This is a genomic window from Lysinibacillus sp. FSL K6-1151, assembly GCF_038630755.1.
Taxonomy (GTDB): Bacteria; Bacillota; Bacilli; order Bacillales_A; family Planococcaceae; genus Lysinibacillus; species Lysinibacillus fusiformis_D.
In genome coordinates this window covers 3,604,936-3,619,070 of sequence record NZ_CP152040.1, presented here as the reverse complement: position 1 = coordinate 3,619,070, position 14,135 = coordinate 3,604,936, and the positions used below count along the sequence as shown (strand labels likewise).

The following is a 14,135-nucleotide window of genomic DNA, read 5'->3' as shown; positions in this document are numbered from 1 at the left end:
TATTTCCTTGGTTTTGATTATGAAAGTTAAAATTGCAAAAATCGTCAATACTTTGATGAAGAAAACCAATAAGAAGTATGTTAGACTAAAATGAGGTCGGAAAGGATGCATTAGTCATTTTTTTCATTGAAACTGAAATTTATCATTAAAGGAGAGACTTCCATGTTTCCACAATTAACAACAGACGTACAAGCAGGCGAAGTGCTTGTAGAAATGAACACAACACTAGGTGCTATCAAAATTAAGTTGTTCCCTGAGCATGCACCAAAAACGGTTGAGAACTTTTTAGGCCATGCTAAATCAGGTTACTATAATGGCATTATTTTCCACCGTGTTATTCAAGACTTCATGGTTCAAGGTGGAGACCCAACTGGTACTGGTATGGGTGGAGAATCGATTTGGGGTAATTCTTTTGAAGATGAATTCTCAGATAACTTATTTAACCTGCGCGGTGCGCTATCAATGGCAAATGCGGGTCCAAACACAAATGGCTCTCAATTCTTTATCGTACAAATGAAGCATCTGCCAAGTGATATGCTTCGCCAATTACAAGGAGCTGGTTTCCCAGAGGAGATCATTGAAGCTTATGCACAAAATGGTGGTACACCTTGGTTAGACCATAAACACACAGTATTCGGTCATGTTGTGGAAGGTATGGACATTGTGGACAAAATTGCGGATGTTGAAAAAGATTTCCGCGATAAACCATTAGAAGATGTGAAAATTGAGTCAATTACAGTTTTTGAATAATACTTATAAGGACGTGTAGAGTATGCAAAACTTTATGTACCAATTTCTATATATCCCTGAAGACAAATCAGGTTATATTCCAGCGGCTTTTGAGTTTTTAATCATGCTTATTCTATGTATTATCGTGTTTATGCTTTTTAGAAAAATTTCTAAGAAACAGGAAATGAAATCAAAAGAAATCGAAGCACGTATTCTAGCAGATAAGAAAAATACAAACAATCAACAAAACATTTAGCTAAAAAAGAATCGGCTTCCCACATTAGATGTTAAGGGTAAGCAGATTCTTTTTTATAGATCATTTTTTATAACGACGAATCATATTTTGCACCGTCTTGAAGCCAGTGAAACAAACGAGTACAAGCGATAAACCAATCCCACTTAATGCGGTAATAAACGCTAGCCATTCGAATAGTGTATAACTCCAAATACTCTCGAAATCACTGCTATCCTTCCACCCCTCAATAACTAAGTTCATACCGTAAATACCAGATACCACAGTAAATACAGTTAAAATAAACAGTAAATTATTACTTCTATTATCTGATTGATCCTCTTGTGTGCGATACAAACTGTCCAATGTCGCTTTGGTTTCTACATAATGCTCATTAATACGGAACAGCTTTCGTAGCATTTGGGAAATTTCTCTTCCTTCCGTTCGAACAATCACTTCTTCAAAATAATAGCGTGCCGAAAATTTTGTAATTAATTCAATTAATTCATTCACAACGAGCTTATCCTTGCCCCATTTGATTTCACTATATTCATAGGACAACTTTAAGAGCATCATTTTGTAAAAATAATGAATGAAAAGATTATAATAGTGTGTTCCCATAAACTCTTGAATGCTATGTGTACACTTTTCAAAGGGCAAATTCGTAAGGGTCATTTGTGCCTGTGCCGAAGTAATAATATAGCTATTGGGTGCCCAACGTGTATGTGCATGGTCTTGCACATATTGCGCAATATATTGAGCGTTTGTGCTGGAAATAAAGGGCTTGCCTGCAGGTGTTCTACCATCTACTTGTCCTAATCGAAATAAATGCTCAGGTAATATGTCTGCTTCTTTCTCAGCAATTAAATAGGCAGAAGCATACATCCGCTCATCCTCGAAAAACGGTAATCCTTCGTAGCTATTGTCTTGTTGATGCTGTAAAAAAGGCTGTAAATAGGGGATAAAATAGTTAAATAATAGTTCACTGGTTGAAGAACAATGGCCAAAGGAAAAATGATGACTCGCCCCTTTTTCTTCTCGAAGCTTAGCCTCCAGTACTCTAAAATAGTGAATAAAATTTAAAATGTCACTTATATCATGTGGGGTATCTGTTATATTTGTTCTCACGGTTATAATACCGTTTCCAAAAGGACATAGTGTTACATCAATACTCGTGATTTCATAATGAATACGACTGTCTAGATGATGTAAGGAGCCTTGGGTATAGAATGCTTTTGAAAACCGAATAAAGTCAGGGCTATTCATATCGTATGGGAATAATTTATCCTCTAAAAAGGGATAGAAAAACTGGGCAAGCTCCTCATGGATGATTGTCGTATCACCATAAAAGGCATTTTCAAGAGCTGTATTATTTAGGGTGAAAAAAGTAAAACCTTCCTTTAGTAGTACCTCTCCAATTTTTTGACGGTTTTTCGTGGAATAGGCAAAGGGAAATAAGAATGTCATATATGCACGTTTAATCATTAATGGCGCTAAGTCCATGAAAACACCTCTTTTTACATCCGATTGATAAGAAACTTTTCCACAAAATCATTATTTTAAACATATAAAAGGATATCTCCAAAAGTTGAGATATCCTTTTTACTGTCATTTTCTATTCAAACACTTTTTTAAAGCGTTTTACACCATCTTGAACGGTTTCAAATGAACAAGCGACATTCATACGTAGGAAGCCATGACCTTCTTCCCCATATTTTGTCCCTGGCTCTAATGCAAGCTTTCCGATTTTTAATAAGCGATTCATGATGTCCTTTTCTTCAAGCTCTAGCTCGCGGTAATCAATCCAGATTAAATAAGTGGATTGTGGTATTGTGACACGAATGCCTGGAAGCTGCTCTAACTCGGCTTTTACATATTCCATATTTGTAGAAATATATGGAAGTAACTCGTCTAACCAAGGAGCTCCTTCTGTATAAGCGGCATGAAGTGCAACAGAGGCAAATGTATTTAACGAGCCTTGCCCACTTGCCATATTTATTGCCTCTAGCTGTAGACGTTTTTTCCTATCTGTTACGATCATATAAGAAACTTGAATTCCTGCTAAATTAAATGTTTTGGTAGGAGCCATGCAAGTAATAATACGATTGATCTCATCACCTGCAACCTTTGCTAGAGGAATATGCTTATCCCCGTTTAACATTAAATCAGCATGTATTTCATCAGAAATAATGATGACATCGTATTTAGCACAAAGTCGTACAATCTCCTTTAAAGTAGCTTCATCCCATACATAGCCTCCTGGATTGTGAGGGTTACATAATATGTAGGCTTTCACATCTTGCGCTAATGCCTGTTCAAAGGCTTCGAAATCATAGCCAATCACACCATCTTTTTCAACTAATGGGCAGCTTACAACTTCACGCCCATTACTTTTGGGGATGTTATAGAATGGTGGGTAGACTGGTGGCGAAATGAGTACTTTGTCACCAGGGTTTGTTAGGGCTACAATGCTATTGGCTAATGCCGCTACAACACCATTACAAAATAGGATAGATTCTTTATCAATATGCCAGGCATGGCGAGTATTTTGCCAGTCTACGATTGACTGAATCGCTTCTTCACCCATAAAACTATAGCCAAAAATAGTTTGTTCAGCGTGTTTCTGTAATGCCTTTGAAACGGCTATTGGTGCTGCAAAATCCATATCGGCTACCCACATTGGCAAGATATCTGACGCATCATCTAGGCCATATACCTTTTCCATTGCGTCCCATTTTACAGAGTTTGTACATCGACGTTTGAAAGTTTGATCAAAAATAGACAAGCAAATCACTCTTTTCTTTTTTATTTAATATGGTATCATACGGGTATGATCAAAGGATAACAGGTGAGTATTTTGGAAAATATAAAAATGAATCAAGCAGCTGTACATCTGCTAGAGGAGTGGGATCCATTCCACTTAGGTCCAGACCATTATGATACAGAAACGGCAGATGTAGTAGCAGCATTGCAAGGGATAGATGATCCATCGACACTTGCAAAAATTATTCAAGAAACATATGAGCATTCGTTTGAACAATGGATACCATTTGAAGATTGTGTAGCCATTTCTTACAAACTAATTGCTATTAAATTTGAAGCAAAATGTATTATTTAAAATATTTTGCATATTTCTTATAAAAAAAGGGGGCTGTCATTCGACAACCTCTTTTTTAATGTGCACGTTTGAGGCTAGTTCTTATTTAAATAAAGGTAAAATCCCCTGAATGAAAATAATGAAAATGGCAATTGGAGAAACGAAACGAACTAAAATATACCAGATATTAAACATTAAGCTAGATGCGGCTAATTCCTTACGTGAAATATCCTTCGTATAATAATAACCTGCAAATATAGAAATAAGGAAGGCTCCTATCGGCATGCCGATGCTGTTCGTCAGAAAATCAACAAAGTCAAAAATAGAGCGATCTAATATTTTTACATCTGATAATATACCAAACGACAGCGCACTTGGGATACCGAAAATAAAAATGATGATTCCACCAATCCAAGCAATCTTTCTACGTTTTTCTGGATGGTCTCCAATCGCAATGGCTACAACAATTTCTAACATAGAAATGGAGGAAGTGACGGTAGCAAATAGCAACAGGATGAAAAAAATGGTTAAGAATAGACCACCAAGTGGCAACTGCTCGAAAACAGCTGGCAAAATAATGAAAACAAGGCCAGGCCCTTGGTCAGGCGTATAGCCTAGAGCGAATACTGCGGGGAAAATAACAAGACCCGCAAGTAAAGAAATAATAATATTCATGGAAGCTACATTGATTGCTGAATTACCAATCTTCTCTGTTTTAGACAAATAGGAAGCATATGTAATCATAACGGCAATACCTACACTTAAAGAGAAGAAGGCTTGTCCTAAAGCCATTAAAAATGTTTCAGCGTTAAAGTAAGACCAATCAGGCACAAACATAAATTTAACGCCTTCCATTGCGCCATCTAAAGTTAAAGAGCGTATAACTAAGACAATGAAGAAAATAAAGAGCAAGGGCATCATCCATGTGCTGGCTTTTTCGATTCCACCCTTAATACCTGCCGATACAATCACTACTGTTAATAGCATGAATAGTCCCTGTACTAGAATGGCTTCGGAGGGGCTTGAAATAATATTGGTAAATAAATCTGCGTAATTCATCTCAGAACTAGCATTTGTTAGCTTAAATGTAATGGCACGACCCAAATAGCTTAAAATCCATCCACCAACAACACTATAAAACGATAAGATAAGGCCCGCAATCACCATGCCACCCCAGCCAATCAAATACCACGGCTTTCCTGGCGCTTGTTCCTTAAAGGAAGTGACAGCGTCTTTTTGCCCTCGACGACCAATCATAAACTCAGCAATAAGCACTGGTAAGCCGATAAAAAATGTACATAAAATGAATAATAAAATAAAGACACTACCGCCATTAGTACCTGCCATATAGGGGAATTTCCAAATGGCTCCTAACCCTATAGCACTTCCAGCAGCAGCTAAAATAAAACCAATTTTAGTTGTAAACTGATCTCTCGATGACACGAAAATAAATCCTCCTTATACTAAAGTTTTATTTTACCTCAATATTCTCATAACACAAGCAGATATCAGAAAATTGACGATGGATATTCCTATATCAGCAGCTGTTTAGAAATGAAATAATAACATATTAGGAGGGGTCTTCTTTTTGAGTAAAAGGTATATTATTTTTGTAACAATTGGGTATAATATTTCGTTTCACTAACAAAAGGGGGAATCGCTTTGATGGAGTCGGACTTAATAGCAAGGGCCCAACAAGGAGATAAGGAGGCCTATACCGAGCTTATTCGTATCCATCAACGAACTGTTGAAAAATTTGCCTTTCAATGTGGTGTACATAGGAATGATTTAGCTGATGTTTCACAGGAGGTATTTGTCAAGTTGTATCGCTTTTTACATCAATTTAAGCAGAATCGTCTTACAACGTGGCTCTATAAAATCACCTTAAATGCTACTCGTGATTACTATCGCAAGGAACAACGACAGCAGGAAAAAGAGGACAAGCTACACGCTCAACAACAAAATAACTATTCATCTGCAGAAGATAATGTTCTTCTATTTGAAGAGGACAGGCTGTTACATAGTGCCATTCAAACTCTTGATGTAAAGTATCGCTATGCAATAAATCCATCCCAAACAACAATTAAAGTGGGCGCTAAACCAGAATCAATGCAGAAGATTGGTCAGCATTTAACCTTCCAGCTAAGTACAATGTCTACAGAAAAAGGCGGAGAACGTTGCATCATTACGGCCATTTCCGAGTAAGGAGATTTTTTGCCCCGTTTTTACACGTATGTTATAATTTAAGCGATATATACGTAGCAAACAAAAAGAAAGTGGGCAAAGGTTATGGTAAAAAAATATGAATTAGGAGACGTGTTGACCGGAAAAGTTACAGGTATTCAACCATACGGTGCATTCGTAGCACTAGATGACAATACGCAAGGCCTTGTGCATATTTCGGAAATAACATACGGCTTTGTTAAAGACGTTAGTGAGTTTTTAGCTGTTGGGCAGGAAGTAGAAGTAAAAATTCTTGAAATCGATGAAGAGGCCGAAAAAATTAGTTTATCGATGAGAGCGCTACAGGAACGCCCCACATCAGTACGAAAAAAAGATGCACCGCCGCGTAAAACATTGCAGGACCGTGTAGATGAATCGGATGCAAATGGTTTTAATTCCTTAAAAGATAAGTTGCAAGACTGGATCGAACAATCAGGACACTAAAAAAACGAGGATACTTTCGACTGAAGGGATCCTCGTTTTTTTGCTATTGTTTTTTTATTTTTCGGATTCGATATTGCAGGTTTTGGCGACTCATGCCAAGTGCATTCGCTGCTTTTGTAATATTGCCCTCATATAAATTTAAGACATTTTGCACATAATATGATTCGGCTTCACGCAAATAAGCATCCAGTGGCATGACTTCATGATTTTGATGAAACATAAAAAATTCTGGCTCACGATTGTTTGTGTCTTGCTGTTGTACCTTGAAGCGGAAATGGAGTGGCAATAAATCTGAAGTAACCGTTGACTCTGTTGTCATAAATGAAACGATTTCATCCAACAGCAGCTCAAGTTCCTTAAGATTTCCTGGCCAATCATATTGTAAAAATAATTCCTGTACATCTGGTGCAAGTTCAGTGACTTGGGAGGCAAAGCGTTCTCGATGTCGAGTAAAATAATCATCGACAAATGGAAGAATATCTTCTTTTCGATCCGTTAAATTAGGAATGGTAATAGCCATTGTTGCAAAGAAATAATAAAGTGACTTAGACAGCTTTTTTTCAGCGATCAATGTAATGGGGTCACTGCCCACACTTCCAATCAGCATATATTTGGACTGTGGAAGGGATTGTAGTATAGCTAAAAGTTGTTCCTGAATGTCTAAGCTCAAAAAATCTATGCGTTCAAAGAAAAAGGTATAGTCCGTATCTTCTTCTAACAGTTGCTGTAATTTATCCAGCACGGATTGAGCAGAACGGCGGCTGACAAGCGTCACAAAAGCTTCAGGATCTGGAGAGGCTGCATGGTGGATTCCTTCAGCCACTAAATCTTTCCCTGTGCCAGATTCACCAATTAATAATACAGGTAATTTTACGGCTGCTGCTTTTTTAGCATTCTCGATAACCTGCTTCATTGATTCTGAATCAGCTTTAATCATATCAAATGTTAATGGTTCATCATAACGACGAAGGGGTTGATAAACAAGCTTTTCAAGTGAGGTAATATCTCGAGCAAATTCTATTGCCCCGATGAGTTTACCTTCCACAAAAAGTGGAAAAGTATCATTGATTGTTGTAATTTCATGACCATTTTTATTCCAATAGGATTGTTTAACATTGATTTCCTTTTTTCCTGTTTGTAAAACACGCATTAATGTACTTTCGTGTTGACGGAACGAAAACATTTCAATAATGGAACGGTCCGCAAGTTCATCAAAATGAAATCCTTCAATTTCTTTCATTTTTGTATTGTAAATAATTGTTTTACCAGATAGGTCTACTGCATGGATACCAACGGATACATTTGTTGCAATAAACTCATAAAAAGGTAGTAAAGGTTCAGAATTTTTCATAAAAATGTGCACCTCAAAAATTTTTTACTTGAAATATGCAACAAAATTTTGCATTATAATAAGTGTAAGAATATTTTATACGCAAAGATATTTTGCGTCAATGTTTTTTGCATACCCAAATACATCTCACAAGGGAGGATTAAGTATGATTCCATACAAACACGAACCATTCACAGATTTTTCACAAGAGGCAAACTACAATGCTTATGTGGAGGCTTTAAATAAAGTTGAAGGTTACTTAGGTCAAGACTACCCACTAATTATTGGTGGCGAGCGCATTACAACAGAAGACAAAATCGTTTCGTACAATCCTGCAAAGAAAACAGAAGTGATTGGCCGTGTGTCAAAAGCAAGCAAAGAGTTAGCTGAAAAAGCGATGCAAGCAGCGGATGAAACATTCAAAACATGGAAAAAAGTTGACCCTGCGATTCGTGCTGACGTTTTGTTCAAAGCAGCAGCTATTATTCGTCGTCGTAAACATGAATTCTCTGCATTATTAACAAAAGAAGCAGGGAAACCTTGGGCAGAGGCAGATGCAGATACAGCGGAAGCAATCGACTTCTTGGAATACTATGGTCGCCAAATGCTACGCATTAAAGGCGGTCAACCAGTAGAAAGCCGTCCAGGCGAATACAACCGTTATGACTATATTCCATTAGGAATCGGTATCGTTATTTCTCCTTGGAACTTCCCATTTGCTATCATGGCTGGTACAACAGTGGCGGCTTTAGTAACAGGGAACACAGTCTTATTAAAACCAGCTTCTACAACACCAGTAGTGGCGTATAAATTTATCGAAGTATTAGAAGAAGCAGGTCTTCCAGCAGGTGCCGTGAACTTCGTACCAGGTTCTGGTGCTGAAGTAGGCGACTACTTAGTCGATCATCCAAAAACACGCTTCATCAGCTTCACAGGTTCACGTGATGTTGGTTTACGTATCAACCAACGTGCTTCTGTATTAAATGATGGTCAAATTTGGATTAAACGTGTCATCGCTGAAATGGGCGGTAAAGATACAATCGTAGTTGATAAAGAAGCAGACTTAGAATTAGCTGCACAATCAATCGTCAAATCAGCATTTGGCTTCTCAGGTCAAAAATGTTCAGCATGTTCTCGTGCAGTCATCGTTGAAGATGTGTATGAGCAAGTTGTTAATCGTGTAGAAGAATTAACAAATGCTTTAACAGTTGGAGATCCAACAGATTTCAGCAACTTCATGGCAACAGTTATTGACCAAGCGGCATTCAACAAAATTACGGAATACATCGAAATCGGTAAAGGCGAAGGTCGTCTAGTGGCTGGTGGTACAGCAGATGATTCAGTCGGTTACTTCGTACAGCCAACTGTGTTCGCAGACGTAGAACCTTCTGCACGTATTATGAAAGAAGAAATCTTCGGGCCAGTGGTAGCGATCGCAAAAGCAAAAGATTTCGATCACGCTATTGAAATTGCGAACGATACAGAATACGGTTTAACAGGTGCAGTCATCACGAAAAACCGTGTGAACTTAGAAAAAGCACGTGAAGAATTCCATGTAGGAAACCTTTACTTCAACCGTGGCTGTACAGGTGCCATCGTTGGCTACCAACCATTTGGTGGCTTCAACATGTCAGGTACAGACTCAAAAGCAGGTGGCCCAGACTACCTACAGCTGCATATGCAAGCAAAAACAACTTCAGAAATGCTTTAATTTTATATTGACGTTAGGGCTACTCTAATAAGTAGAAATTAAAGCATTATGACAGGATTTGCAAAACTTCTCCAGGTAATACTATCCCTGGCTCAAACCGTAGACACTCATGACGAGGTAGTTTATTTTGGAGAAGTGAGCAAATTTATGGTTGAATTGTTGCTGAATTCTTAATTATTCTACTCATAGAGATACATAGTCCCTATCTTCCATAGATTTTTCATCATGATTTAGTAAGGAGAGAATAGGATATGACAAAAACTCAACAAGTTATTGAACAAACACAAAATTATGGTGCAGCAAACTATCATCCACTGCCAATCGTAATTTCAGAGGCTGAGGGTGCTTGGGTTAAAGATCCAGAGGGCAACAAATATTTAGATATGCTATCAGCTTATTCAGCTGTAAACCAAGGACACCGTCACCCAAAAATTATTGCTGCTTTAAAAGAACAAGCTGATAAAGTAACGTTAACTTCACGTGCATTTTACAGCGAAAATCTTGGTGAATGGTATGAGCTAGTAGGAAAATTAACAAATAAAGAAATGGTCTTACCAATGAATACTGGTGCTGAAGCAGTAGAGACTGCCTTTAAAGCAGCTCGTCGTTGGGCATATGATGTAAAAGGCGTAGAAGATGGCAAGGCTGAAGTTATTGCATGTAATGGTAACTTCCACGGTCGTACAATGCTTGCTGTATCTTTATCTTCTGACGAAGAATACCGTCGTGGCTTCGGTCCAATGTTACCAAACGTTAAATTAGTAGACTATGGTAATCTTGAAGCATTAAAGGCAGCTATTACACCAAACACTGCAGCATTCTTAATCGAACCAATTCAAGGCGAAGCTGGTATTGTCATTCCAACAGAAGGCTTCTTAAAAGCTGCTCGTGAACTTTGCCGTGAAAACAACGTATTATTCATTGCTGACGAAATTCAAGCAGGTCTAGCACGTACTGGTAAAATGTTTGCTTGTGATTGGGAAGAAGTAGAACCAGATATGTACATCTTAGGTAAAGCACTAGGTGGCGGTGTATTCCCTATTTCTTGTGTGGCTGCAAACCGTAATATCCTAGGCGTATTCAACCCGGGTTCTCATGGTTCAACTTTCGGTGGAAATCCTTTAGCTTGTGCAGTTTCAATTGCATCAATTAAAGTGTTATTAGATGAAAAATTAGCAGAACGTTCACATGACCTTGGTGAATATTTCAAAGGTAAATTAAGAGAAATTAACAACCCGGTTATTAAAGAAGTACGTGGTCGTGGCTTATTTATCGGTATGGAATTAACAGAGGCAGCGCGTCCATACTGTGAAAAACTAAAAGAATTAGGTCTATTATGTAAAGAAACACATGATACAGTTATTCGTTTTGCACCACCACTTGTTATTTCTCAAGAGGATTTAGATTGGTCAATTGAACAAATTGAAAAAGTATTTAAACTTTAACAAAATGTTCACATTTTAATTCGGAAGTATGTTACAATGATGCCGATATACTATCATTAAAAAAAACAAAGAGGCGATTTAATATGTCTGAAAACTTAAATCTTTTCACATCAACACAAGATGTCATTCAAGATGCTCTAAATAAACTTGGCTATGATGAAGCAATGTATGAATTACTAAAAGAACCGCTTCGCATGCTACAAGTACGCATTCCAGTGAAAATGGATGATGGTACAACAAAAGTATTTACTGGTTACCGTGCACAGCATAATGATGCTGTAGGACCAACTAAAGGTGGGGTTCGTTTCCACCCACAAGTGTCTGAGGAGGAAGTTAAAGCGCTTTCAATGTGGATGACATTGAAATGTGGTATTGTCGATCTACCATACGGTGGTGGTAAAGGCGGTGTCATTTGTGATCCTCGTCAAATGTCCATGGGCGAAATCGAGCGTTTAAGCCGTGGTTATGTACGTGCAGTAAGTCAAATCGTAGGACCAACAAAAGATATTCCTGCGCCAGACGTATTTACAAATGCACAAATTATGGCATGGATGATGGATGAATATAGCCGCATGGATGAATTCAACTCTCCAGGCTTCATCACTGGTAAGCCACTAGTACTTGGTGGTTCTCAAGGTCGTGATCGTGCGACTGCACAAGGTGTTACAATCGTAATCGAAGAAGCAGCAAAAAAACGTGGCATTGACATTAAAGGTGCTCGCGTTGTGATTCAAGGATTTGGTAATGCAGGTAGCTTCCTTGCGAAATTCATGCATGATTTAGGTGCAAAAGTAATCGGTATTTCAGATGCTTATGGTGCACTGCATGATCCTGAAGGTTTAGATATCGACTATTTATTAGATCGTCGTGATAGCTTCGGAACAGTAACAACTTTATTTGAAAATACGATTTCAAACAAAGAATTATTAGAGCTTGATTGTGATATTTTAGTGCCAGCTGCTATTGAAAACCAAATTACTGCTGACAATGCACACAATATTAAAGCCACTATCGTAGTAGAAGCAGCAAACGGTCCAACAACATCTGAAGCAACTAAAATCTTAACAGAACGTGGCATTTTACTTGTACCAGACGTATTAGCCTCTGCTGGTGGTGTGACAGTTTCTTACTTTGAATGGGTACAAAATAACCAAGGTTATTATTGGACAGAAGAAGAAGTTGAAGAGCGTCTATACAAAAAAATGGTTGAAGCATTTGACAATGTTTATACAACAGCAACAACACGTAACATCAACATGCGCTTAGCGGCTTACATGGTAGGTGTTCGCCGTACTGCTGAAGCTTCACGCTTCCGTGGATGGGTTTAAGTAGAAGATAAATGAAACGAGTCATTCCTATATTAATGGGGTGACTCGTTTTTTCTTGTTTATTTGTTTGAATAAGGTACTCGAGGCGCTGTTGTACTAATCTAAGTAGTAATGACGTAATAAGTATATACAATATTCCATTTATATAGAGGGTGACTCAACAAAATCTGAACAATCACTAGTATTATGATTGCAAAGTCGGCGTTTAATCTTTGCTTTCTCCAATATAAATATGAGAAAATCCAACTAGAAAGGGGCGAATTAAATGGATTCATTTACATTTTTTAACCCAGTGAAGCTCCATTTTGGTGAAGATGCACTGGAAAAATTACCGAACGAATTAGCGCAATATGGCGAGAAGGTACTAGTTGTCTATGGTGGCGGAAGCATCAAAGCGAATGGTGTTTACAATGCTGTTATAGAGAAATTACAACAGGCAAATAAAACAATAGTTGAATTAAGTGGTGTTGAACCAAATCCACGTGTGGAAACAGCGAGACGTGGTATTGAAATTTGTAAAACTGAAGGCATCGATTTAGTGCTAGCTGTTGGTGGCGGCTCTGTTATTGATTGTTCCAAATTAATTGCTGCCGGTGCAAAATATAATGGTGATGCTTGGGATATCGTAAAACGTAAGGTAATTGTAGAGCAAGCCATACCGTTAGGAACGGTATTAACGCTTGCAGCTACTGGTTCTGAAATGAACTCAGGATCTGTTATTACCAATGCAGCTACCGAAGAGAAACTAAGCTGGGGTAGTCCAGCGACATTCCCGAAATTTTCAATACTGAATCCAGTCTATACGGTGACGGTACCTAAAAACCACACCGTTTATGGAATCGTTGATATGATGTCACATGTTTTCGAACAATATTTCCATAACACAACGAATACTCCGATTACAGATGAAATGTGTGAAGGAGTATTACGAACGGTTATTACGACAGCGCCCAAATTACTTGAGGATTTAGAGAGTACGACATTACGTGAAACGATTTTATTGGCGGGGACAATTGGTTTAAATGGATTCTTATCAATCGGCTCTCGTGGTGATTGGGCATCTCATAATATTGAGCATGCTGTATCCGCTGTATACGATATTCCACATGCAGGGGGATTAGCTATCCTCCAGCCACATTGGATGCGTTTAAATGTGCCTGTGAATCCTGAGCGTTTTGCGGGTATAGCAACACGTGTATTTGGGGTCGACGCAACAGGCAAGACAGTAGAAGAAGTTGCTTACGAAGGAATCGATCGTCTATCAGCATTTTGGACGTCATTAGGGGCGCCTAATCGCTTGGCTGATTATGATATTGATGATTCGAAATTCCAACAGATTGTAGAGCATGCTATGCAGAACGGTCCTTTTGGAAACTTTAATAAACTGCAAGAGGAAGATGTAAGAACCATTTTACAAAATTCTCTTTAAAACAATGAGTGTGAGGCTATGATTTATGGTCTTGCACGCATTGTTTTTTTTTAGGTTTCATGAATCGAAATGTTAAGAAAAATTAACGATTCATGTTGAATTTTGTCGTAGAAGTTTCTTAAGTCCTGCGATATAGTGAAATAGATAGATGAATAAGATGGTAGAAA

General features: G+C 38.0%; 13 protein-coding genes. 9 read left to right on the top strand and 4 right to left on the bottom strand.

The window, feature by feature from the left end:
- Positions 1–162: 162 nt before the first annotated feature.
- Positions 163–750 (top strand): peptidylprolyl isomerase, encoded by a 588-nt coding sequence (locus MHI04_RS17450; RefSeq protein WP_036118107.1) that lies wholly within the window; start codon positions 163–165, stop codon positions 748–750.
- 22 nt (positions 751–772) lie between these two features.
- A complete protein-coding gene (locus MHI04_RS17445) occupies positions 773–985 on the top strand; it encodes a hypothetical protein (RefSeq protein WP_089934031.1) in 213 nt (70 codons plus the stop codon).
- Between the two features lie 60 nt (positions 986–1,045).
- On the opposite strand, the gene MHI04_RS17440 is transcribed toward MHI04_RS17445, so the two are convergent.
- Both MHI04_RS17440 and MHI04_RS17435 read right to left on the bottom strand, forming a co-directional pair.
- The gene (locus MHI04_RS17440; RefSeq protein WP_330493966.1) at positions 1,046–2,464 is read right to left on the bottom strand and encodes a hypothetical protein; all 1,419 of its coding nucleotides are present in this window, start codon (positions 2,462–2,464) and stop codon (positions 1,046–1,048) included.
- A 112-nt stretch (positions 2,465–2,576) separates the two neighbouring features.
- Positions 2,577–3,746 (bottom strand): MalY/PatB family protein, encoded by a 1,170-nt coding sequence (locus MHI04_RS17435; RefSeq protein ID WP_036119849.1) that lies wholly within the window; start codon positions 3,744–3,746, stop codon positions 2,577–2,579.
- A 72-nt stretch (positions 3,747–3,818) separates the two neighbouring features.
- Between MHI04_RS17435 and MHI04_RS17430 the strand changes: the two genes are divergently transcribed.
- Positions 3,819–4,079 carry a DUF1871 family protein gene (locus MHI04_RS17430; RefSeq protein WP_080717041.1) on the top strand — a complete coding sequence of 87 codons (261 nt, stop codon included), beginning with the start codon at positions 3,819–3,821 and terminating at the stop codon, positions 4,077–4,079.
- 81 nt (positions 4,080–4,160) lie between these two features.
- Here the strand turns inward: MHI04_RS17430 and MHI04_RS17425 are convergent, their stop codons facing one another.
- Complete coding sequence (locus MHI04_RS17425) at positions 4,161–5,501, bottom strand: sodium-dependent transporter (protein WP_036119854.1); 1,341 nt, start codon at positions 5,499–5,501, stop codon at positions 4,161–4,163.
- 222 nt (positions 5,502–5,723) lie between these two features.
- On the opposite strand from MHI04_RS17425, the gene MHI04_RS17420 reads away from it, so the two are divergent.
- Positions 5,724–6,263 carry a sigma-70 family RNA polymerase sigma factor gene (locus MHI04_RS17420; RefSeq protein ID WP_342535780.1) on the top strand — a complete coding sequence of 180 codons (540 nt, stop codon included), beginning with the start codon at positions 5,724–5,726 and terminating at the stop codon, positions 6,261–6,263.
- An 84-nt stretch (positions 6,264–6,347) separates the two neighbouring features.
- Entirely contained in the window at positions 6,348–6,725 is a 378-nt protein-coding gene (yugI, locus tag MHI04_RS17415; protein ID WP_036119858.1) for a S1 domain-containing post-transcriptional regulator GSP13, read from the top strand.
- A 43-nt stretch (positions 6,726–6,768) separates the two neighbouring features.
- Here yugI and MHI04_RS17410 read toward each other — a convergent pair whose 3' ends face one another.
- Positions 6,769–8,076, bottom strand: a complete 1,308-nt coding sequence (locus MHI04_RS17410; protein ID WP_058844857.1) for a sigma 54-interacting transcriptional regulator — start codon at positions 8,074–8,076, stop codon at positions 6,769–6,771.
- 145 nt (positions 8,077–8,221) lie between these two features.
- Between MHI04_RS17410 and pruA the strand changes: the two genes are divergently transcribed.
- From pruA to MHI04_RS17390, 4 genes are all read left to right on the top strand, one after another.
- Positions 8,222–9,766, top strand: coding sequence for an L-glutamate gamma-semialdehyde dehydrogenase (gene pruA, locus MHI04_RS17405; protein ID WP_036119871.1), 1,545 nt, complete (start codon positions 8,222–8,224; stop codon positions 9,764–9,766).
- A 251-nt stretch (positions 9,767–10,017) separates the two neighbouring features.
- Positions 10,018–11,211 (top strand): ornithine--oxo-acid transaminase, encoded by a 1,194-nt coding sequence (locus MHI04_RS17400; RefSeq protein ID WP_036119876.1) that lies wholly within the window; start codon positions 10,018–10,020, stop codon positions 11,209–11,211.
- 83 nt (positions 11,212–11,294) lie between these two features.
- On the top strand, positions 11,295–12,539 hold the full coding sequence (locus MHI04_RS17395) for a Glu/Leu/Phe/Val dehydrogenase (protein ID WP_036119879.1): 1,245 nt from the start codon (positions 11,295–11,297) through the stop codon (positions 12,537–12,539).
- 265 nt (positions 12,540–12,804) lie between these two features.
- Entirely contained in the window at positions 12,805–13,968 is a 1,164-nt protein-coding gene (locus tag MHI04_RS17390; protein ID WP_036119881.1) for an iron-containing alcohol dehydrogenase, read from the top strand.
- Positions 13,969–14,135: the final 167 nt, after the last annotated feature.